General features: G+C 63.8%; 13 protein-coding genes and 1 pseudogene. 8 read left to right on the forward strand and 6 right to left on the reverse strand.

The annotated features are described in order from the left end of the window. Positions 1–214 precede the first annotated feature (214 nt). The 4 genes from V6M52_RS10620 to V6M52_RS10635 form a co-directional block, all read right to left on the reverse strand. Entirely contained in the window at positions 215–562 is a 348-nt protein-coding gene (locus tag V6M52_RS10620; RefSeq protein WP_332701009.1) for an endonuclease domain-containing protein, read from the reverse strand. A 155-nt stretch (positions 563–717) separates the two neighbouring features. Beyond that, the gene (locus V6M52_RS10625) at positions 718–2,145 is read right to left on the reverse strand and encodes a glutamate synthase subunit beta (RefSeq protein WP_332701010.1); all 1,428 of its coding nucleotides are present in this window, start codon (positions 2,143–2,145) and stop codon (positions 718–720) included. A gap of 12 nt (positions 2,146–2,157) precedes the next feature. After that, positions 2,158–6,903, reverse strand: a complete 4,746-nt coding sequence (gltB, locus tag V6M52_RS10630; RefSeq protein WP_332701011.1) for a glutamate synthase large subunit — start codon at positions 6,901–6,903, stop codon at positions 2,158–2,160. A 657-nt stretch (positions 6,904–7,560) separates the two neighbouring features. Then, on the reverse strand, positions 7,561–8,016 hold the full coding sequence (locus tag V6M52_RS10635; RefSeq protein ID WP_332701012.1) for an Hsp20 family protein: 456 nt from the start codon (positions 8,014–8,016) through the stop codon (positions 7,561–7,563). Between the two features lie 569 nt (positions 8,017–8,585). Between V6M52_RS10635 and V6M52_RS10640 the strand changes: the two genes are divergently transcribed. After that, positions 8,586–9,560 (forward strand): alpha/beta hydrolase, encoded by a 975-nt coding sequence (locus V6M52_RS10640; protein WP_332685823.1) that lies wholly within the window; start codon positions 8,586–8,588, stop codon positions 9,558–9,560. Between the two features lie 78 nt (positions 9,561–9,638). Here the strand turns inward: V6M52_RS10640 and V6M52_RS10645 are convergent, their stop codons facing one another. Both V6M52_RS10645 and V6M52_RS10650 read right to left on the reverse strand, forming a co-directional pair. Continuing rightward, a complete protein-coding gene (locus V6M52_RS10645; RefSeq protein WP_332685824.1) occupies positions 9,639–12,185 on the reverse strand; it encodes an ABC transporter permease in 2,547 nt (848 codons plus the stop codon). Beyond that, entirely contained in the window at positions 12,185–12,907 is a 723-nt protein-coding gene (locus V6M52_RS10650; protein WP_442881847.1) for an ABC transporter ATP-binding protein, read from the reverse strand. The genes V6M52_RS10645 and V6M52_RS10650 overlap by 1 nt, the downstream gene beginning before the upstream one ends. Positions 12,908–13,087: 180 nt before the next feature. Between V6M52_RS10650 and V6M52_RS10655 the strand changes: the two genes are divergently transcribed. The 7 genes and pseudogenes from V6M52_RS10655 to V6M52_RS10685 form a co-directional block, all read left to right on the forward strand. Next, positions 13,088–13,612, forward strand: coding sequence for a heme-binding beta-barrel domain-containing protein (locus V6M52_RS10655; RefSeq protein ID WP_332685826.1), 525 nt, complete (start codon positions 13,088–13,090; stop codon positions 13,610–13,612). A 346-nt stretch (positions 13,613–13,958) separates the two neighbouring features. After that, positions 13,959–15,260, forward strand: a complete 1,302-nt coding sequence (locus tag V6M52_RS10660; protein WP_332701014.1) for a Gfo/Idh/MocA family oxidoreductase — start codon at positions 13,959–13,961, stop codon at positions 15,258–15,260. Positions 15,261–15,412: 152 nt separating this feature from the next. Then, a complete protein-coding gene (locus V6M52_RS10665) occupies positions 15,413–16,090 on the forward strand; it encodes a GntR family transcriptional regulator (RefSeq protein WP_332685828.1) in 678 nt (225 codons plus the stop codon). 106 nt (positions 16,091–16,196) lie between these two features. Continuing rightward, entirely contained in the window at positions 16,197–17,171 is a 975-nt protein-coding gene (locus tag V6M52_RS10670; RefSeq protein WP_332701015.1) for an aldo/keto reductase, read from the forward strand. 230 nt (positions 17,172–17,401) lie between these two features. Next, entirely contained in the window at positions 17,402–20,311 is a 2,910-nt protein-coding gene (locus tag V6M52_RS10675) for an insulinase family protein (protein WP_332701016.1), read from the forward strand. A gap of 279 nt (positions 20,312–20,590) precedes the next feature. Next, a complete protein-coding gene (locus tag V6M52_RS10680; RefSeq protein ID WP_332688115.1) occupies positions 20,591–21,598 on the forward strand; it encodes a ligase-associated DNA damage response exonuclease in 1,008 nt (335 codons plus the stop codon). After that, positions 21,595–22,067, forward strand: a pseudogene (locus tag V6M52_RS10685) (cisplatin damage response ATP-dependent DNA ligase); the annotation flags it as partial. The gene V6M52_RS10680 and the pseudogene V6M52_RS10685, both read left to right, overlap by 4 nt.

Below are 22,067 nucleotides of genomic sequence, written 5' to 3' on the forward strand. Positions count from 1 at the left end.
CGCAGGAGACCGACGACGACCAGCTTATCGGTATCGGCGAAGTGGGTGGATATCTCCTTGGCCAGGGCCTCGACGCGGGCGGCGATGGACTTGGCGGAGATCAGTTCGTCGACGGTATAGGGCTTGGTGGTCATGGCGTTCCGGGTCACATGGCGTGCAGTCACAGATCGGGCGGAACTGTTAGCAGAGTGTGTGTCGGGACGGTAGCGGACCGTCACGAATGGGTACTCTTCAGAGCGACACCGACCTCGTACCAGACTCCCTCTGGATTGGTCATGACATCGAGATTGGTGAACCGAATCACTTGGTAGCCGCGGCCTTTCAGATACGCAGCGCGACCTGTGTCCACTGCAATACCCGCATCCGAATAGTGACTGTCGCCATCGATCGCGAACACCAAACGGGCCTGCTTGCAGGCAAAGTCCACGATGTAAGGGCCGATGGGCGCTTGCCGGCGGAAGTGCCAGCCATCGGTTCGGTATGACTCAATGATCGTCCAGAACCGCCGCTCGGCGGGCGTCTGCTCTAAGCGCAGTTTCCGCGCCAATGACGTGCTGGGCATGGGGAGGCTCCGACTTTTGGTCGAAGAGAGGATACCCCCACCTAGCCTCCCCCTGATAAGGGGAGGGACAGATCGAGTTTGTCGCGAGATCTTGCCCCAATACACTGAGCGGTCCCTCCCCCTTTCAGGGGGAGGTTAGGTGGGGGTATTCCTGCCTACCTTGGCAGATCCGTCTTGCCCATCAGGTCATAGTCGATCGACCTTGCGGCCTGGCGGCCTTCGCGGATGGCCCAGACGACGAGGGACTGGCCGCGGCGCATGTCGCCGGCGGCGTAGACCTTGGGGACGGTGGTCTTGTAGCTCAGCGTGTCGGCAAAGAGATTGCCGCGCTTGTCGAGCTGGGCGCCCAGTTCGGTCAGCATGCCTTCGTGGATCGGCGAGGCGAAGCCGATGGCCAAAAGAACCAGGTCGGCCTTGATGATGAATTCGGTGCCGGGGATGGGCTGGCGCTTGCGGTCAACACGGGCGCATTCGACGCCGGTGACCTGACCCTTGGCATTGCCGACGATCTTCATGGTGCCGGCGGCGAATTCGCGGATGGCGCCTTCGGCCTGCGATGAGGAGGTGCGCATCTTGACCGCCCAGTTGGGCCAGTTGGTCAGCTTGTTTTCGAGCTCGGGCGGCATGGGGCGCACGTCAAGCTGGGTCACGGCAATGGCGCCCTGACGGAAGCTGGTGCCGACGCAGTCAGATGCGGTATCGCCGCCGCCAACCACTACGACATGCTTGCCGGCGGCGGTGAGCTGGACTTCGCCGGAAACGTCCTCGTCGCCGAGGCGGCGGTTCTGCTGCACGAGGAACGGCATGGCATAATGGACGCCATTGAAGCCGGTGCCTTCGGCATCGACATCACGCGGCTTTTCCGAACCGCCGGCCAGCAGCACGGCGTCGTGCCGGGCCTGCAGGTCCGAGAGCGGCCGGGAGACGCCGATATTCTCACCATAGTGGAAGGTGACGCCTTCGGCTTCCATCTGCTCGACGCGGAAGTCGATGTGCTGCTTTTCCATCTTGAAGTCGGGAATGCCGTAGCGCATCAGGCCGCCGGCCTTGGGCTCGCGCTCATAGAGGTGAACGTCGTGGCCGGCCCGGGCGAGCTGCTGGGCAGCGGCCAGACCTGCCGGGCCCGAGCCGACAATGGCGACGGACTTGCCGGTCTTGGTTGCGGGGACCTGTGGCTTGATCCAGCCATTCTTGATGGCGCGGTCGGCGATGGCCTGTTCCACCGTCTTGATGGCGACGGGCACGTCTTCCAGATTCAGCGTGCAGGCTTCCTCGCAGGGTGCGGGGCAGATGCGGCCGGTGAATTCGGGGAAGTTGTTGGTGGAGTGCAGGTTGCGCGCCGCCTCCTGCCAATCGCCCTTGTAGACGAGGTCATTCCAATCCGGAATCTGGTTGTTGACCGGGCAGCCGGTATCGCCATGGCAGAAGGGAACGCCGCAATCCATGCAGCGCGCCGCCTGATCGACGATGCGGCCTTCACTCATAGGAATGGTGAATTCGCCGAAATGGCGGATGCGATCGGAGGCCGGTTCGTACCGGGGCTCTTCGCGCTCGATCTCGAGAAAGCCTGTTACCTTACCCATTTTGCTTTCTCCTTATTCCGCCGCCACGCCGAGGCTGCCGCTGGCCCGCTTCTTTTCCATCTCGCGGATGGCGCGGCGGTATTCGACCGGCATGACCTTGACGAATTTCGGCCGCATCTCGACCCAGTTGTCCAGGATGAACTTGGCGCGGGTCGAGCCGGTATAGTGCAGGTGGTTACTGATGAGCTGATGCAGGCGCTCGTCGTCGTGGCGGGTCATGTCGCCGGAAATGTCGACGCGGCCATGCCATTCGAGATCCCCACCATGGTGGTGGATCTGTTGCATCAGGGCTTCTTCCTCGGGCACGGGCTCGAGTTCGACCATGGCCAGGTTGCAGCGCTCGCGGAAGGTTTCGTCTTCGTCGAGCACGTAGGCCACGCCGCCACTCATGCCGGCGGCGAAGTTGCGGCCGGTCTGGCCGATGACAACGACGACGCCGCCGGTCATGTATTCGCAGCCATGATCGCCGGTGCCTTCGACGACCGCGATGGCGCCGGAATTGCGCACGGCGAAGCGTTCGCCAGCGACGCCGCGGAAGTAGCATTCGCCCGCGATGGCGCCGTAGAGCACGGTGTTGCCGACGATGATCGCGTTTTCCGGCTTGAAGGTCACCTTGTCGGACGGGCGCACGACGATGCGGCCGCCGGAGAGACCCTTGCCGACATAGTCATTGGCGTCGCCTACCATGTCGATGGAGATGCCGCGGGCGAGGAAGGCACCGAAGGCCTGGCCGGCTGTGCCGGTCAGCTTGATCGAAATGGTGTCGTCCGGCAGGCCTTCATGGCCATACTTGCGGGCGACGGCGCCCGACAGCATGGCGCCGGCTGAGCGGTCGCGGCTGCGGATGGGCAGTTCGATCTGCACGGCTTCGCCACGCGCCAGCGCGGGTTCGGCCAGTTCGATCAGCTTGCGATCGAGCACGGCCTCCAGGTGATGGTCCTGCGTCTCGGAGTGGTAGAGCGTGTCGCCGCCGAGCGGTTCGGGCTTGTAGAAGAGCTTGGTGAAATCGACGCCTTCGCTCTTCCAGTGATCGAGCATCTTGCGCTGATCGAGCAGGTCCGAGCGGCCAGTGAGCTCGCGCAGGGTGCGGGCACCCATGGCGGCCATCAGGCCACGCAGCTCTTCGGCGATGAAGAAGAAGTAGTTGATGACATGCTCGGGCGTGCCCTTGAAGCGCTTGCGCAAAACCGGGTCCTGGGTGGCGACGCCAACCGGGCAGGTGTTGAGATGGCACTTGCGCATCATGATGCAGCCGGCAGCGATCAAGGGAGCGGTGGAGAAGCCGAACTCATCGGCGCCAAGCAAGGCGCCGATCAGCACGTCACGACCGGTCTTGAGGCCGCCATCGACCTGGAGGACGACGCGGCTGCGCAGGCGGTTCAGCACCAGCGTCTGGTGGGTTTCGGCAAGGCCGATTTCCCATGGGCCGCCGGCATGCTTGAGCGAGGTCAGCGGAGACGCACCGGTGCCGCCATCATAGCCGGAGACGGTGATGTGATCGGCGCGCGCCTTGGCGACGCCGGCCGCAACCGTGCCGACGCCGACTTCGGACACCAGCTTGACCGAGATATCGGCCTCTTCATTGACGTTCTTGAGATCGTAAATGAGCTGGGCGAGATCTTCGATGGAATAGATGTCGTGGTGCGGCGGCGGGCTGATGAGGCCAACGCCGGGCGTGGAGTGACGGGTCTTGGCGACGATCCAGTCGACCTTGTGACCAGGCAATTGCCCGCCTTCGCCGGGCTTGGCGCCCTGCGCGACCTTGATCTGGAGCTGGTCGGCATTGACCAGATATTCGGTGGTGACGCCAAAGCGGCCGGACGCGACCTGCTTGATGGCGCTGCGCATCGGGTTGCTTGAGCCATCGGGCAGGGGCTTGTAGCGATCGGGCTCCTCGCCGCCTTCGCCGGTGTTGGACTTGCCGCCAATGCGGTTCATCGCCTGGGCCAGGGTGGTATGGGCTTCGCGCGAAATCGAGCCGAAGCTCATGGCGCCGGTGACGAAGCGCTTGACGATGTCGACAGCCGGCTCGACCTCATCGAGCGGCACGGCGGCGCCGAGCGGCTTGATGTCGAACAGGTTGCGGATGGCCAGATAGCCGTTTTCGCCCGAGTTCACGCGGGCGGCAAAGCTGTCATAGCGGTCCTGCGCGGTTTCGGGCGATTCATCCTTGGTGCGCACGGCGTGCTGGAGATCGGCCACGACATCGGGGCTCCAGGCATGCTTTTCGCCGCGGATGCGGTACATGTATTCGCCGCCCACATCGAGCGCCTTGCGCAGCACCACGTCGTCGCCAAAGGCGTCGCGGTGACGGCGTACGGTTTCCTCGGCTACTTCGGCAAGGCCCACGCCCTCAATGGAGGTCGCGGTGCCGAAGAAGAAGCGCTTGACGAAATCGGAATGCAGACCGACGGCGTCGAAGATCTGGGCGCCGCAATAGGACTGGTAGGTCGAGATGCCCATCTTGGACATGACCTTGAGCAGGCCCTTACCGACGGACTTGATGTAGCGATAGACCACTTCGTGCGCGTCGACCTCGGCGGGGAACTCGCCTTCGGCATGCAAAGCCGAGAGCGTTTCGAAGGCGAGATAGGGGTTGATGGCTTCGGCGCCATAGCCGGCCAGCATGGCGAAATGGTGCATTTCGCGGGCTTCGCCGGTTTCGATCACGAGGCCCGACGAGGTGCGCAGGCCCTTGCGGATCAGGTGGTGGTGCACGGCGGCCGTCGCCAGCAGCGCTGGAATGGCGATGCGGTCGGAGGCCACGAGCCGATCGGAGAGCACGATGATATTGTACTCGCCGGCAATGGCGGCCTCGGCCTTTTCGCAGATGGCGTTGATGGCCGCTTCCATGCCCACCGCGCCCATATCGGCGGGGTAGGTAATGTCGATGGTCTTGGTCTTGAACTGGTTGTCTTCCATGTCACCGATGGCGCGGATCTTTTCGAGATCCTCGTTGGTGAGAATGGGCTGACGGACTTCGAGACGCTTCTCCTTGGAGACGCCTTCGAGGTCGAAAATGTTGGGGCGCGGCCCGATGAAGGAGACGAGCGACATCACCGATTCCTCGCGGATCGGGTCGATGGGCGGGTTGGTGACCTGGGCGAAGTTCTGCTTGAAATAGGTATAAAGCAGCTTGCTCTTCTGGCTCAGCGCCGAGATCGGCGTATCGGTACCCATGGAGCCAACGGCTTCCTGGCCGGTGGTGGCCATGGGGGCCATCAGCAGCTTGATGTCTTCCTGGGTATAGCCAAAGGCCTGCATGCGATCGAGCAGCGACTCTGATGTCACCGGGGCCTTGGGCACAGTGGTTGGCAGGTCTTCGAGCACGATCTGGCTGCGCGCCAGCCATTCGGCATAGGGGTGCTTGGTGGCGAGCGTGCGCTTGATCTCGTCGTCGGAGATGATGCGGCCTTCTTCGAGGTCGATCAACAGCATGCGGCCCGGCTGCAGGCGCCAGCGTTCGACAATGTCCTCGTCGGGGATATCCAGCACGCCGGATTCTGAGGCGAGAACGACATGGCCCTCGCGCGTCACCAGGTAACGGGCGGGGCGCAGGCCGTTGCGGTCGAGCGTGGCGACGACATAGCGGCCGTCGCTGAGCGACATGGCGGCGGGGCCGTCCCACGGCTCCATCAGGGCGGCGTGATATTCATAGAAGCTGCGGCGCGTCTCATCCATCAGCGGGTTGCCGGCCCAGGCTTCGGGGATCAGCATCATGGCTGCGTGCGGCAGCGAGTAACCGCCGCGCACGAGGAATTCGAGCGCGTTGTCGAAGCATGCCGTGTCGGACTGGCCCTCATAGGAAATCGGCCAGATCTTGGTGATGTCGTCGCCGAACTTGGGCGAGGACACCGAGGCCTGACGGGCCGCCATCCAGTTGACGTTGCCACGGATGGTGTTGATCTCACCGTTGTGGGTGGTCATGCGGTAAGGGTGGGCCAGCTTCCAGGACGGGAAGGTGTTGGTCGAGAAGCGCTGATGCACCAGCGCAATGGCGCTTTCGAAGTCTTCGTCGTGCAGATCGGTATAGAAGGCGCCGAGTTGGTAGGCCAGGAACATGCCCTTGTAGACAATGGTCCGCGCCGACATGGAGACGACGTAGAAGCCGTTGTCGCTGTCGCTTTCGGGCACTGAAGCATAGACGGTGTTGGAGATGACCTTGCGCACGATCAGCAGCTTGCGCTCGAACTCGTCGAGACTCAGCCCCTCGGGGCGGGCGATGACCATCTGCTCAATGACCGGCTGGGTGACGATGACGCCGCGGCTCAGCTTGCTGTTGTTGGTCGGCACGACGCGCTCGCCCAGCAGCTGCAGTCCCTCCCGGGCGAGGCAGCCATGGACGACCTCGGCCACGCGGTCGCGCAGGCCCTCGGTGTTGGGATAGAACAGCATCGCCACGGCGTAGTGGTGCTTTTCAGGCAGAGCGAAGGGCAGGACCTTGCTGAAGAAGGCGTGCGGGGTCTGCACCAAGATGCCGGCGCCGTCGCCCATCAGCGGATCGGCGCCCACGGCACCGCGGTGTTCGAGGTTCTCGAGGATTTCGAGACCCTTCTCGACCACTTCGTGGCTGGGCTTGTTCTTGATGTTGGCGATCATGCCGATGCCGCAGGCATCATGCTCGTTGGCCGGATCGTAGAGACCCTGGGCCTCGGGGCGACCGGTGGGCACGACGCGGCGGCCGTTCTCGATCAAGGTTTTGACGGTGGCAGTGCTCGTCGTGACGGGAGTTTGGGATCCGTTCCGCGCGTGTGCCATATCGTTTTCCTCGTTCGTTGGTCGCGCCCGCTGCCGGGCTATGTCGCTATGTCGTGTGCATCCTGATGGTGCCGGTGTTCCGGCGGGCTGGATGCGTCCTCGTCCTCTGGTGGGCAAGTTGCTCAGGCGGGTCGTACTACGGTACGGCTCGAAAGAGCAAACTCATCCATGCTTGGGGAGTGGCGCTGCATCCAAATGGCCACTCAAATTCGGGCCGGTCGTCGTCTTTCGCTTGATGCCGGCCTGCAAGCCAGGGTCTGCTCCGCTTCCGGTGCTCACGTACTTAATGTACGCTCCGCTCCGGTTCTCGCAAACCCTGCCATTCGGCTCGGCCCGAAGCGAAATACTTCCGACCGTCTCAACCCCGCCTATCCGTTTCCGCTCATGCAAAGCGGGCCAGCCGGACCAGCGTGCGCGCTGGCCGCGGAGAGCGGGGCGACGCGTCAGATAGGACAGTCGTGCTGCCCTAACCTCTGCACATTTGCATAATTCCAAACTATGGGCAAGCGCCTTTGCCCCGGTTGGGTGAGGAAAAATAGGAAATTGCCAACTTCGGCATAGGAATGCGCAGGACTTCTGGCTCTAAACCACACAAAAATGGGCGCTTTCCAGCGGGAAAGCGCCCTTCGCACACCAAGTCCTATTCGAGCTGGTCGGTTAGTTGACCGACTTGTCCTCGATCGTCGTGGTGCTGCCATTGATCTGGATGGAGCGCGGCTTCTTGCTCTCGGGCAGTTCGCGCTTCAGTTCCAGATGAAGCAGGCCGTTCTCGAGCGAAGCGCCTTGGACCTCGACGTAGTCGGCTAGCTGGAAGCGCAGCTCGAAGGCGCGCTCGGCGATGCCGCGATGGAGGAATTCGCGGGACTTGTCTTCGGTCTCGACCGGCTTGGCGCCTTTGACGACCAGGCTGTTTTCCTTGGTCTCGATGGCGATGTCACCATTGGAGAAGCCGGCTACGGCGATCGAGATGCGATAGGCGTCTTCGCCGGTGCGCTCGATATTATAGGGAGGGTAGGTCTTGGCTTCCTGCCCGACCAGATTGTCCAAGCGGTTGAAAACGCGGTCAAATCCGATGGTCGAGCGATAGAAGGGGGAAAAGTCGATGGTCTGCATGGTCACATTCTCCGTAAAGCAACGTGGATGTCCCGGTGATCTGCATCCTGGCTCCCAACGATAGGCGAGCGGTCCGATTAGCAGGCCGGGGTTCCCGGATAATCCGGCGAACGCGTTCAATATGGGAGGCGATTTTGGCGGTTCAAGAGGGGGGATATCCCGCGAGGATGTTCCGCCCCAGGGGCGCCTTTGCCTTCAACCGGCCGCAAGCCTGAATACACAATGAACCGAATATGAACGACCGAGTCCGGTCGAGTTCATCAGCGGGGCGCTAGAACGGGGCACGTGCTGAGGGAGACCTCTTCACAACCCCAAAGCGGCCCATCACCCGCCCCCCGCATGGGCCGCCCAAAAGGAAGCCGGTAACTCGCAAGAGTTGCCGGCTCTCCTTTTTCTGCATCGATCTTCGCGGTCCGCCGGTCTGCAAATGGCCGTCTCTTTGCGCTTCCGGTGCTCACGTACTCATGTACGCTGCGCTCCGGTTCGCAGAGCCAACCATTTTCGACTCGGCGGGCCCGCGAATCTCGATACAGAAAATCGTGCCTACCTCACAAAAAGGTCCGCTCGCCATGAACGCCATCGTCGACCCCAATGGACCGAGCCTGGTCAATCTTCCGTCCAATCCGGTCCCGGAGGGCGCGCGGGTGGGGTATTTCAGGACGAGCGACAATGTGCGGCTGCGTTATGCGACCTGGCCCAAGGGCGAGGGGGCGCATCGCGGGACGATATGCCTTGTGCAGGGGCGGACCGAGTTCATCGAGAAATATTTCGAAACCATCGCCGATTTTCGTGCGCGCGGCTTTGCGGTGGCGACCTTCGACTGGCGCGGGCAGGGTGGGTCGGAGCGGCTGATCGGCAATGGCAAGCTCGGCTATGTCGACCGGTTCGAGGATTATTGGTGCGACCTCAAGAGCTTCCATGGCGAGATCCTGCTGCCCGATTGCCCGCCGCCCTATTATCTGGTCGGCCATTCCATGGGCGGGCTGGTGTCGTTGTTTGCCGGCATCAATGACCGGCTGATGTTCGACCGCATCTTCCTCTCCGCGCCCATGGTGGCGCTGGACCGGCAGCCGCTCGGCATGGTGGGCATGGCCAGGGCCACCGAGACGCTGAGCTTTCTGGGGCTGGGCCGGATGCCGGTCGGCCGCAAGCAGGACAAGCCGATGTCGGAGGCGACATTTCCGGGCAATCCGCTGACCGGCGACATGATCCGCTACATGCGCGCGATCGACGTGGTGCGGGCGCGGCCCGAACTCGAGGTCGGCACGCCGACGGTGCGCTGGGCGGCTGCGGCCTTCGGTGCCATGGCCGAGGCGGCGCAGGACAGTTTCCCGGCGCGGATCAAAATCCCGCTGCTGATGCTGGCGGCGGCGCGGGACGAAGTGGTGTCCACCGCCGCGACCGAGCAATTGGGGCTGCGCATGCGCACCGGGCGGCATGTGGTGCTGGCCGGTGCCCGCCACGAGCTGTTCATGGAAACGGACAATATCCGTGGCCAGGTGTTCGCGGCGTTCGATGCGTTCATTACCGAGCAGAGCGCTTAGGCGCGATCTCCTGCACGCCCCCGCAGGAGGCGGCCGATAGGTCTTACGCTTTGGTCCGGCCGGGCGCGTTGCGACACCCTACAGATCCCGCAAGAGCCGGGCCGGCCTGGCTGAGGCGGCGCGGAGGATGGTGAGGGCGCCGAGCAGGGCGGTGATGGCGATGGCGGCTGCCAGTACAACCCCGAGGGCGTCGAGTTTGAGGGTGAAATCGACATTGAGCATGATCAGGGTGACCAGCCAGCCGAGGCCCGTTCCGAGCAGCAGCGCCGGAAGCGCGGCGAGGGCGGCAAGGATCAGGTACTGGATGAAAGCGGCGGCCATCAGTTCGATCCGCGTGGCGCCCAGCACCTTGGTGATGACGGTATCGGCTTCGCGCTGGCGCCGACCGGTGGAGAGGCTGCCGATAAGCACCAGTAGGCCATTGCCGACGGCCAGGCCCCCGACGAGGGTCGCGGCGAAGGAGAGCTGGCTCAGTGCATCGGTGATCTGCTTGAGCGTGTCGCCGATGGCGATGAAGCGCACGTCGGGGAGCTCGGATGCGAAGAGGCGTTCGACCGTCTCCTCCCGCCCTGGGGCAGCCGTGGCGGCAGCGAACAGGGTGGTGGGGAATTCGTCGATGACACCGGGAGAGAAGGTGGCGAGGAAGTCGATGCCGCCCTGCCAGGAATAATCGCGGAAGCTGGCGATCTCGACGGTCACCGGTTCGCCGAAAATGGTGAAGGTGAGGGTATCGCCCAGGTTCACCCCGAGGCCGGAGCGCAGGCTCTGGTGCAGCGAGACCAGGCCCGGGCCGGTGTAATCGGCGGGCCACCATTCACCGGCAGTGACGCGGGAGGAGGCGGGCAGCTGGGTGCGGAAGGTGAGCGGCACTTCGCCGGCCAGCAGGAAGGTGGCTTCGGGGCCGCGGGTGCGGACGCTGGCGGCAGGGGTGCCGGCGATTTCGGTCAGTGCACCGCGCAGCATGGGCGTGGCGACGAAGCGGGGAATGTCGGTGCCGGGGCCAGCCATGGTGGCCAGCATTTCCACTTCGTCGGAGAAGAGGTCGGAGGCAACCAGGGTGGGGACGTCGAAGGCGGAGGCCCCGAGGAATTCCTGGCGCAGATTGGCCTGCAGCACCAGCACGACGATGAGCATGGCCAGGGCCATGCCGGCCGAGACGACGACTGAGGCGGCGTTCTGCCCCGAGCCGGAAATGGCGCGCAGGGCGTGGCGCAGGATCAGCCACCGCGGCTCCGACAGGCGGGCAAGGGCGAGCTGGATGGCCTGGATGAAGAGGCGGAAGACCACGGCGGAAGCGGCGCTGGCGAGGCCAAAGGCCGCGACAAGCGCCACATCGCCGGTCATCAGCCAGGCCAGGACGAAGAAGGCGACGCCGGCTGCCGCCATGGGCAGGACCTGCCAGGACAGCAGCAGAGCACGCCACTCGATGGGCGCAGCCGCCAGCCCCTTGGAGCGGAACAGCAGCATCGGACGGATGGCCTGGGCCTGCTGCAAGGGCAGGTAAGAAAAGGCGAAGGCGGTGACCAGCCCGGCACCCGCGGCGACCAGCAGCGGCTGGACATGCAGCGCGGGGACGAGATCAATGCCCACCGCCCCGCCGATGGTGGGCAGGACCAGAAAGGCGATGCCGCCGCCGACAATGAGGCCGATGCCGACGCCGATGGCGGCCAGGGTGGCGACCTGGGCGAAGAAGTGGATGAAGATGCGCGAGCGGCCGGCGCCCATGGAACGCAGGATGGCGATGACCCCGGCGCGCTCGGCAATGTAGGCCTGCATGCCGGTCCAGACGCTGACGCCGCCGATGAGCAGGGAGCCCAGGCCGACGATGATGAGGAAGCGCATGAAGAGGTCGTAATAGCGCACCATCTGCCCCAGTCCGTCGCGGGCGGTACGGATAGTCCAGCCGCTATCGGCAAAGGCCGCTTCGAGGTCTGCCTGGCGGGAATCGGCGTCGCCGTCCGCGAGCAGAATCTTGTAGCGGGACCAGGTGCCCAGGCCCGGCAAAGGCGAGCTGCGGTCCGAGACGGCGACGAGGCCCTCGGCGGTGATGAGGGTGGTCAGGCCCAGGCGGAAGCCGCGAACCGGGCCGTCGGGCAATTTGGAAAGCGTGCCGCGCACGTCGAATATGGTGCCGCCCAGGGTGAAGCTGTCGCCGATGGCGACGCCAAGCTGATCGAGCAGCAGCGGGTCGACCAGGGCGCCGTGAACATCGTCCTCGGGGGCAAGCAGGGCGGACAGCGAGGCGCCCTCGGGCAATTGCGGGCTCAGGACGCGGCCCAGCAGGGGATAGGTCGGGCCAACGGCGGTGAGATCGACAAAGGCATCGCCGGTAGCAGACTCGGCCCGGACATTGGTGTCGACGACGCTGGACACGGTGCCGAAGCTTGCCATAACGGCGAGTTCGTCGGCGGTGGCGATGCGATCGGCACGCGATAGTTCAAGATCGCCCCCCATCAGCTCGGCAGCGCCGGCATCGATGGCCCGGGTGATGCTGGCGCCGACCGAGTTGACGCCGGCGATGAGCGCAGTGCCGACGGCCAGGCAGACAACCAGCAGCAGGAAGCGGCGCACATCGCCGCGCATGTCCAGCAGGCCAATGCGGACAGCCGCCCAGATCTGGTGCATCAGCGGACCACCGTGGTTTCGACCAGTTCGCCCACGGTCATGGTCAGGACCCGGTCAGCGCGGGCGGCAAGGGCCGGATCATGGGTGATCAGCACGACGGCGGTGCCCTGCTGGCGCGCCAGGTCGAACATCAGGTCGACCACCAGGGCGCCGGTGCGCTGGTCGAGATTGCCAGTTGGCTCATCGGCGAGCAGCAAGGGGGGATTGGCGACCATAGCCCGCGCCAGGCCGACGCGCTGCTGTTCGCCGCCGGAAAGGGCGGAGGGGCGATGATCGAGCCGGTCGCCGAGACCGACCGAGACCAGGGCGGCGGCGGCCTTCTCGCGTATTTGTGACATGGTCAGTTCGGGGGCGGCGATTTCGAGTGCCAGCCCGACATTGTCATGCGCCGAAAGGGATGGAATGAGGTGAAAGCTCTGGAAGACGATGCCGAGAGTCTTGCGCCGGAAGCGGGCCAGATCGTCTTCGCCCAGGCCACCAAGCTCGGCGCCATTGACCATGACAGTGCCGGAGGTGGCGCGTTCCAAACCCGCCAGCAACATCAGCAGCGAGGTCTTGCCGCTGCCTGAAGGCCCAACAATGGCCACGACTTCGGCCGGTGCGACACGCAGCGAAACCTTCTTGAGGATGTGGAGGGGGCGTCCGGCAATTTCGAGACTGTAGCTTACGTCCCGGGCATCAATGATCGGTGCGTCAGAAGTGTTCACCAGAACCGTTTCCATCTTTCATGCGTTATGTCGCCGGATGCCTGCGCAAACCGACGCCGTCTTTTCTATCGCATCGCTTGCTAGCGAATTCGTAACAACGCCAACAGATGTGTCAGATTCTAGCTAGTTTCGATATCTTCGGACTGGCAGACATAAACAGAATCTGATGTCTCGGAATGGCGGGGGACCTTCCTGATGAAAATGTGGTCAAAGATAGTAGCCGTGCTGCTGGCAATGCAGTTCATTCCGCTGGGCGCTGCGGCGGCGCAGGCAGGTCAGGCCGAGCTGGACCTGCTCACCTCCTATATCGGCAATTGGAGCGGCGAGGGCGCCTTGGTGGGCGGCGACCAGCCGGAACCGTTTCGTTGCCGGCTGGCCATTGCCAAGGGCAATCTGCAGAAGGTGAACTATACTGGCCGCTGCACGCTGGTGGATGCCACGCTGTCGATCAGCGGCACCATCGCCTATAACGACGCCGAGCGGCGCTACGAAGCAGCGATGAGCTCCAATGCGGGCTTTACCGGCATCGCCATCGGTCAGGAAAGCCAGGGGCGGATCAGCTTCGACCTCAAGGAACGCCAGAAGGACCGTGGTGGCAGCGACGTGCGCATCGGCTCGCGTATCGTGCTGATCGACAACAACAGCATCACCGTGGATTTCGAAGTCGAGTTCAATGATTCGGGCGAAGTGCTGACCGCCTCGGTGCCGTTCAGCCAGTAGGCGTCGTTCTCAAATGCCTTTTCTGCGCGGTAGCAGTCGACACCCTCCCCCTTGTGGGGAGGGATCAAGGGTGGGGGTAGTTTAGCCCCGATGTCGGGGCTCCCGTCACCCCCTCCCATCCTCCCCCATCTAGGGGGAGGTGCCGCGCGGTGGTCGCGGCAGGATGGTGTTCTGCTCCCAGGCGATCTCGACTACACCGGGCCATTCGGGCGTAGCCCTCGTGGCTTTCCGGGCTCAAATCGCCCCACTGGGGCGATTTGCCCTAGAGGGACGCTCGGAAATCTTGTATGGAAGATGTAACCGGCCGGTTCGGCCCTTCCAGTTTGCAAGACTTCAGTAGCCAAATATGACCAAGAAATTCGCCATCGTCGGCACGGGCGGGCGTCACCAGATGTTCCGCGAAGCCGTTGCCGAGACCCATGCCGACAGCGCCGAACTGGTGGCCTTGTGCGACGTGAACCAGAGCCGGCTGGCGCTCTCCGCCCACAAGGTGCCCAACAGGGGCGGCAATGGCATTGCCACCTATCTGGCCGAAGATTTCGACAGGATGCTCACCGAGCAGGACCCCGACACGGTCATCGTCACGACGCCGGATTATCTGCATGACGAATATATCGTGCGCTCGCTCAAGGCGGGCCGCAATGTCATGACCGAAAAGCCGATGACCATCGACGTCGCCAGGCTCAAGCGCATTCTCGATGCGCAGCGCGAGAGCGGCAAATCGGTGACGGTGACCTTCAACTATCGCTATTCACCGGCGCGCACCCAGCTCAAGGAAATCCTGATGAACGGGGTGATCGGGGAGATCACCGCGATCGACTTCCGCTGGTATCTCGACCGGGTGCATGGCGCCGACTATTTCCGCCGCTGGCACCGCTACAAGGACAAATCGGGCGGGCTGCTGGTGCACAAGTCGACGCACCATTTCGACCTGCTCAACTGGTGGGCCGCCTCGACGCCCAAGAGCGTCACTGCGATCGGCAAGCGGGATTTCTATACGCCGGAAATGGCGATCAAGCTGGGGCTGGAAGGCCGTGGCCCGCGTTGCCACACCTGCCCGGTCGCTCATAAATGCGATTTCTACATGGACCTCGAAGCGGACGAGCCGCTCAAGGAACTCTATCTCGATGCCGAGAATGACGACGGCTACTGGCGCGACAAATGCGTCTTTGCCGATGACATCACCATCGAGGACACGATGCAGGTGCAGGCGCAATATGCCTCGGGTGCGTCGCTGAATTACACGCTGGTGGCCTATTCCCCCTGGGAGGGGCTGGAGGTGAAGTTCCACGGCACCAAGGGCGAGCTGACGCACAAGCATATCGAAGTCCATGGCGTGTTCGCGGGCGGCAATCGCGACAAGGAAGAACGGGACAATGTGACCACCGAGCTGCATCTGGCCGGCCAATTGCCGCAGAAGCTCGACGTGTGGGAAGGCAAGGGCACCCATGGCGGGGCCGACCCGATCATGCTGGGCTATCTGTTCGATCCCGCGCATATGGAAACCGACAAATATGGTCGCGCTTCGGACCAGGTTTCGGGCGCATGGTCGATCCTGACCGGCATTGCCGCGAACCAGTCGATCGCGCGGAACGGGGAGCGGGTCTTCGTCGACGAGATGCTGGCTGAGGCGGGGATTAGGCTCTAACTGCTTGACGGAGCAGGAAGGCCCCTCACCCGGCGCGTCGCGCCGACCTCTCCCCGGAGGGGCGAGGTAAGAGAAACCTGTGGATGTCGGCCATTCGGGGGGCGCGTTGCGAGCAGTATCCGGCCCATGGTCGGGGAGGGGAATCAGCAAAAGTGGCAGCCAGCGTGCTCAATACGAGTGAGGAAACCATGGCGATGCGCGTTGTCGGCGCGCTGCGCGACGACATCGTGACCATGGCGCTGAAGCCCGGTGACGTGATTTCCGAGAGCGATATTGCCGGCCGCTATGGTGTGTCGCGCCAGCCGGTGCGCGAGGCCTTTATCCGCCTGGCGCAGCAGGGGCTGCTGTTGATCCGGCCCAAGCGGGCCACGGTGGTCAAGAAAATCTCGCCGGAAGGCGTGCGGCAGAGCCGCTTTATCCGCGAGTCGATCGAGGTCGAAATCATCCGTCGGCTGGCGTCGAACCCGACCAAGGACGCGGCGGCGGTGCTTGAGGGGCTGATCGCCGAGCAGGAGGCCGCATCGGCCGCCGAGGACAGCCGGCGCTTCCATACGCTGGATGAACTGTTCCACCGCACGCTGGCTCGGCTGGCCGGGGTGGAATATGCGTGGCAGCTGATCGACGACCACAAGATGCAGCTTGACCGGGTGCGCTACCTGACGCTGGGCGCGTCGTCATCGCGGGTGGCGATCGACGAGCACAAGATCATCGCCAAGGCCGTCGGCAGGGGCGATCCCGCAGCGGCCGAGGCGGCGATGCGGGCGCATCTGGCGCGGGCCGAAGTGCTGCTGAGCCAGACTATCAGCGATCATCCGGACTATTTCGAGTAGCGCGCGTTACCCTTGAGGTGACGATGCGGGCCGACGCGCCTAAAAGGGGCGTGACTGTTTCGACCTGTTCCCAGGTCGGGCGCGGCACGCCATCAGGGAGACCATCATGAAGACGAGACGGCTGGGCAAGACGGGCTATGAGGTCTCCGAAATCGGGCTGGGCTGCTGGCAGCTGGGCGGGGATTTCGGGCCAGTGGGCGACGAGACGGCGGGGGCCATTCTCGATGCGGCCAACGATGCCGAGGTGACCTTCTGGGACACGGCGGATGTCTATGGCGGCGGGTTGAGCGAGAGCCGGATCGGCAGCCATGGCAAGGGGCCGGGCGTGCATGTGGCGACCAAGCTGGGGCGCGGTGGCGGGCTGTTTCCGGACAATTATTCCAAGGCGGGTGTCCGCGCGAGCCTCGAAGGTTCGGCGCGGCGGCTGGGTGTGGCGGCGCTCGACCTGGCGCAGTTGCATTGCGTGCCGCGACCCATATTGGAAGACGGGGCGATCTTCGGCTGGATGGACGAATTCAAGGCCGAGGGCATGGTGCGGCACTGGGGCGCCAGCGTTGAGACGATCGAGGAGGGGCTGATCTGCCTGGAGCAGCCCGGCTGCGCCACGCTGCAGATCATCTTCAACCTGTTCCGCCAGGACGCGGCCAAGCAGTTGCTGCCCAAGGCGGCGGAGAAGGATGTCGGCATCATCGTGCGGCTGCCGCTGGCGAGTGGGCTGCTGAGCGGCAAATACGACAAGACCACGCGGTTCGACCCCAGCGATCACCGCAACTACAATGCCGACGGCAAGGCCTTTTCGGTGGGCGAAACCTTTGCGGGTATTCCGTTCGAACGCGGGGTTGAGCTGGTGGGCGAATTGCGCGGGCTGGCGCCGGAAGCCATGCCGATGAGCCAGTTCGCGCTGCGCTGGATACTCGATCATCCGCAGGTGAGCACCATAATTGCCGGGGTGAGCAAGCCGGAGCAACTGGCCGACAATGTTGCGGCCAGCGAGCAGAAGAGCCTGTTCCCGGCGCTGATGGGGCGGCTGGGGGAATGGTATGAGACTGAGGTGAAGCCGGCGATCCGGGGCGGAGTCTAGGGCACGCCGATCTTCGCGCCATGCCGAGTCGAAAATGACCGTGTCCTGCGCTTCCGGTGCTCACGTACTGGAGTACGCTCCGCTCCGGTTCTCGGGCCCGATCATTTTCGACTCGGCCTGACACGAAGCTCGGCATGCCCTCCGTGCCTCAACCCGTCGTGACGCCCCTAGCGGATCGCTCCTCACGTCCCTACGTTGTGGCCAACAACAAGAACCTGCCGAGTAGTCCCATGTCCTATCACGAAGCGTTTGAACTGGTCCGCGACGAGCATATTGCGGAGGTCAATTCGCAGGCGCAGCTGTTCCGGCACAAGAAGACGGGGGCCGAGGTGCTCAGTCTCGTCAATGACGACGAGAACAAGGTGTTTGGCATCACCTTCAAGACGCCGCCGGAGGATTCGACGGGGATCGCGCATATCCTGGAGCATTCGGTGCTGTGCGGGAGCCGCAAATATCCGGTCAAGAAGCCCTTCGTGGAGCTGATCAAGGGGAGCCTGAACACCTTCCTCAATGCCATGACCTTTCCGGACAAGACCGCCTATCCGGTGGCGAGCCAGAACCTCAAGGACTTCTACAATCTGGTGGATGTGTATCTCGACGCGGTGTTCTTTCCGCTGATCACCGAGGATACGTTCCGCCAGGAAGGCTGGCATTATGAGCTCGAGGATACTGCGAGCCCGCTGGTCTATAAGGGCGTGGTGTTCAACGAGATGAAGGGCGTGTTTTCCTCGCCCGACGCGGTAATGCGCGATATCGCACAGCGTTCGCTCTATCCGGACGTGACCTATGGCAAGAGCTCGGGCGGCGACCCCAAGGCCATTCCCGAGCTGACCTATGCGCAGTTCAAGCGCTTCCACCAGACCTTCTATCACCCGTCCAATACGCGGGCCTTCTTCTCCGGCGACGATGACGCCGGCGAGCGGCTGGGCATTCTGGATGCCTATTTCAGCCAGTTCGAGCGGGCACCGGTGGATGCGGAAGTCAAGCTGCAGCCGCGGTTCAATGCGCCCCGGCAGATCGTGGCGAGCTATGCCGGCACCAGGGAGGCCGGCAAGGCGCGTGACGGCATGGTCTCGGTCAACTGGATGATCGATACGCCGGCCGACCGCACGGAATCGCTCAGCCATGGCATGCTGAGCTACCTGCTGGCGGGTAATCCGGCGGCGCCCTTGCGCAAGGCGCTGACAGAAAGCGGGCTGGGCGAGGGCATGACCGGGGGAGGCATCGGCAGCGGGTTGCGCCAGCCGATGGCGAGCTTCGGCATGAAGGGGATCGATCCTGCCGATGCCGGCAAGGTAGAGGCGCTGATCCTCAAGACGTTGGGGGAAATCGCCGAGACCGGCTTTGCGGCGGACCAACTGGAAGCGGCGGCCAATACGTTCGAATTCAGCCTGCGCGAAAACAATACCGGCTCCTATCCGCGCGGCATGACCTACATGTTCAACGCGCTGGGCACGTGGCTGCATGGCGGCGATCCGCTGGCGCAGCTGCATTTCGAGGATGCGCTGAGCGCGCTCAAGGAGAAGGCGGGCAAGGGCCATTTCGAGGCGGAAATCCGGCGTCTCTTCCTCGACAACATGCATCGCACCACGGTGACGCTGAGCGCCGACCCCGAGCAGGGCGCGCGCGAAGCGGCGCGGGAGGCCGAGATATTGGCCGATGTGCGCAAGGGGCTCGATGAGCGGGCGCTTGCGGCGACCGTGGCCGAGACTGAAAAGCTCAAGGCGCTGCAGGAGGAAGTGGACGATCCGGCGCTGCTGGCGAAGATTCCGACGCTGACCCTGGCCGACCTGCCGCGCGAAAGCCGCACGGTGCCGATCGAGATCGGCACGCTGGCAGATGCAAGGCTGTTCTATCATGACCTGCCGACGCTGGGCATTTTGTACCTCGACTTCGGCTTCGACCTGCATGTGCTCGACAAGGAGCTGCTGCCCTATCTGCCGCTGTTCGGAAGGGCGCTGCTGCAGACCGGGACGAGCAAGGAAGATTTCGTTTCGCTGACGCAGCGCATCGGACGGTCGACCGGCGGCATTGCCCAGCATCGGGGTCTGTCGTCGCGGCAGGGCAGCGATGGCAGTGCGGCGTGGTTTTTCCTCTCGGGCAAGGCTGTGCCAGACAGGATCGAGGAAATGCTCGCCATCATGGGCGATGTGCTGCTCGACGCGCGGTTGGATAACCGAGAGCGCTTCAAGCAGATGGCGCTGGAGGAAAAGGCTGGTTTCGAGGCGCGGCTGGTGCCGAGCGGCAATGCCATTGTCGATACGCGGCTGAAATCGGGATTGACCGAAGCGAGCTGGATCGCCGAGCAGATTGGCGGGGTGAGCTATCTGCAATTCCTGCGCGAACTGGTGGGCCGCGTCGATAGCGACTGGGCTTCGGTCGAGGCGGCGCTGCGGCGCATCCGCGATACGCTGTTCAATCGCGGGCGCATGGTGGTCAATGTCACCGCCGACGGATCGCTGTGGAACCGCGCCCAAAGCGAGATCGAGAGCTTCCTTGGGCGGCTGCCGAACCAGGACTTCGCCTTTGCCGACTGGAGCGTGGATTTCCAGCCCAAGTCGGAAGGGCTGATCATTCCGGCGCAGGTCAACTATGTGGGCAAGGGCGCCAATCTCAAGGCGCTTGGCTTCGAATTGACCGGGGCATCGAGCGTGGTGCTGAAATTCCTCAATACCACCTATCTCTGGGACAAGGTGCGCGTGCAGGGCGGGGCTTATGGCGGGTCAAGCCGGTTCGACCTCACCTCGGGCAATTTCAGCTTCCTTAGCTATCGCGACCCCAACCTGCTCAAGACGCTGGACGCCTATGACGGGGCGAGCAAGGCGCTCAATGCCGGGATCGGCGAGAATGATCTGACGCGCTCGATCATCGGGGTGATCGGGGATGTGGACGGCTATGAATTCCCCGATGCCAAGGGCTATTCGTCGATGTGGCGGCAGCTGACGGGGACGACGGACGCCATTCGGCAGCAGCGGCGGGACGAAATTCTCGGCACCACGGGGGCCGATTTCAAGCGGCTGGCCGAGGCGGTGGATGCGGTGGCCAAGCACGGACATGTCGTGGTGCTGGGCGGCGAGGCGGCGATCACCGCGGCCAATGACAAGCGGCCAGGGCTGCTGGATGTCACCAAGGTGATGTGACGTGGTCACAGATAGTAGGGCTCCCCTTCTCCCCTCGTGGGAGAAGGTGCCCGAAGGGCGGATGAGGGGGCTTTGAGCCGGGGCCGCCACACTCAAGCATGGGATGACGCAGCACCCCTCACCCTGACATTTCTGCTGAACGCAGAAATGTCGTCCCTCTCCCACAAGGGGCGAGGGGTGACGACTGACGGATCGGGGGGCGGCTGGCTGCTGACATTGGCTGACGCGGAAGGTGGGCATAAGTGAACCAGCGCTGGCCCGCATACGTTAGGGAGTCCGATGGCACCCCAGATCCTTGATCGAAACCTGCATATCCGCGCCATTGACGCCTATATCGATCCCAGCGTGCCGCGGGAGCGGGCGATCATTACGCATGGGCATGCGGACCATGCGCGGAGCGGGCACAAGGCGGTGCTGGCGACGCCGGACACGATCGCCATCATGAAGACGCGCTATGGCGAGGATTGCGCGGAGAGGTTCGAGCCGCTGGATTTCGGCGTGCCGCTACAGATCGACGATGTGACCATCACGCTCTATCCGGCCGGGCACATTCTCGGCTCGGCGCAGGTGCTGGTGGAGCAGGCTGGGCAGCGGGTTGTCGTCACAGGGGATTACAAGCGGCTCAGGGACCGGACGGCGCAGCCCTATGAACTGGTGGAATGCGATCTGCTGGTGACGGAGGCGACGTTCGGGCTGCCGGTGTTCCAGCATCCCCATCCCAGCGTCGAAATTGGGCGGTTGCTGAAATCGGTGGCCGATCAGCCGGAGCGGACGCATCTCATTGGCTGTTATGCGCTGGGCAAGGCGCAGCGCGTAATCGCGCTGTTGCGGGACGCCGGGTGGGACCAGCCGATTTATCTGCATGGGGCGATGTTGCGGCTCTGCGCGCTTTACGAGGAACTGGGCGTGTCGCTGGGGGACCTGCGGCCGGCGCTGGATGTGCCCAAGGCGCAGTTCGCCGGGCAGATCGTCATCGCGCCGCCTTCGGCGATCCGCGACCGGTGGAGCCGGCGCTTTCCCGATCCGGTGACCTGCCAGGCCTCGGGCTGGATGAGCGTGAAACAGCGCGCGAGGCAAGCCTTGGTGGAATTGCCGCTGGTGATTTCGGACCATTGCGACTGGGGCGAATTGCAGCAGACCATTCACGAGACCAAGGCGGAAACCGTGTGGGTGACGCATGGGCGCGAGGATGCGCTGGTCTACTGGTGCCGGACACAGGGCCTCACTGCCGAGCCGCTCAATATCCAGGGGTTCGAGGACGATGGCGGCGAGGGCGCGGGCGAATGAAGCGCTTTGCCCAATTGCTGGAACTGCTGGCGCTGACGCCGTCGCGGACGCGGAAGTTGACGGCGTTGACGCAGTATTTTCGCGAGGTGCCGGACCCGGACCGAGGCTTTGCCCTGGCTGTGCTGACCGGGGCGCTGACCTTTCGCAATGTGAAGCCGGCTCTGCTCAAGGAGACAGTGCTGCGCGAGGTGGACGAGACGCTATTCGTCATGAGCTACGATTATGTCGGGGACCTGGGCGAGACCATTGCGCTGATCTGGCCGCATCATGGGGCGCAGAGCGACCTGCCGTCGCTGACGGATTTGATCGAGCTGTTCAACACGACATCCAAGTCGCAGCTACCCAAGCTGATCGCGGCCTTGCTGACGCAGGCGGGGATCAATGAGCGCTGGGCGCTGGTGAAGCTGGCGACGGGAGCATTGCGCATCGGGGTTTCGGCGCGGCTGGCCAAGACGGCATTAGCTGAGAT

The organism is Devosia sp. (genome assembly GCF_036676215.1).
In the GTDB taxonomy this organism is placed as follows: Bacteria; Pseudomonadota; Alphaproteobacteria; order Rhizobiales; family Devosiaceae; genus Devosia.

What these genes read in the sequence shown, in the direction of transcription:
- V6M52_RS10675 (WP_332701016.1), top strand. Translation starts at nt 17,402, where the DNA reads ATGTCCTATCACGAAGCGTTTGAACTGGTCCGCGACGAGCATATTGCG.
- V6M52_RS10620 (WP_332701009.1), bottom strand. Translation starts at nt 562, where the DNA reads ATGCCCAGCACGTCATTGGCGCGGAAACTGCGCTTAGAGCAGACGCCC.
- V6M52_RS10625 (WP_332701010.1), bottom strand. Translation starts at nt 2,145, where the DNA reads ATGGGTAAGGTAACAGGCTTTCTCGAGATCGAGCGCGAAGAGCCCCGG.
- V6M52_RS10635 (WP_332701012.1), bottom strand. Translation starts at nt 8,016, where the DNA reads ATGCAGACCATCGACTTTTCCCCCTTCTATCGCTCGACCATCGGATTT.
- V6M52_RS10660 (WP_332701014.1), top strand. Translation starts at nt 13,959, where the DNA reads ATGACCAAGAAATTCGCCATCGTCGGCACGGGCGGGCGTCACCAGATG.
- gltB (WP_332701011.1), bottom strand. Translation starts at nt 6,903, where the DNA reads ATGGCACACGCGCGGAACGGATCCCAAACTCCCGTCACGACGAGCACT.
- V6M52_RS10670 (WP_332701015.1), top strand. Translation starts at nt 16,197, where the DNA reads ATGAAGACGAGACGGCTGGGCAAGACGGGCTATGAGGTCTCCGAAATC.
- V6M52_RS10655 (WP_332685826.1), top strand. Translation starts at nt 13,088, where the DNA reads ATGAAAATGTGGTCAAAGATAGTAGCCGTGCTGCTGGCAATGCAGTTC.
- V6M52_RS10645 (WP_332685824.1), bottom strand. Translation starts at nt 12,185, where the DNA reads ATGCACCAGATCTGGGCGGCTGTCCGCATTGGCCTGCTGGACATGCGC.
- V6M52_RS10680 (WP_332688115.1), top strand. Translation starts at nt 20,591, where the DNA reads ATGGCACCCCAGATCCTTGATCGAAACCTGCATATCCGCGCCATTGAC.
- V6M52_RS10640 (WP_332685823.1), top strand. Translation starts at nt 8,586, where the DNA reads ATGAACGCCATCGTCGACCCCAATGGACCGAGCCTGGTCAATCTTCCG.
- V6M52_RS10650 (WP_442881847.1), bottom strand. Translation starts at nt 12,907, where the DNA reads ATGGAAACGGTTCTGGTGAACACTTCTGACGCACCGATCATTGATGCC.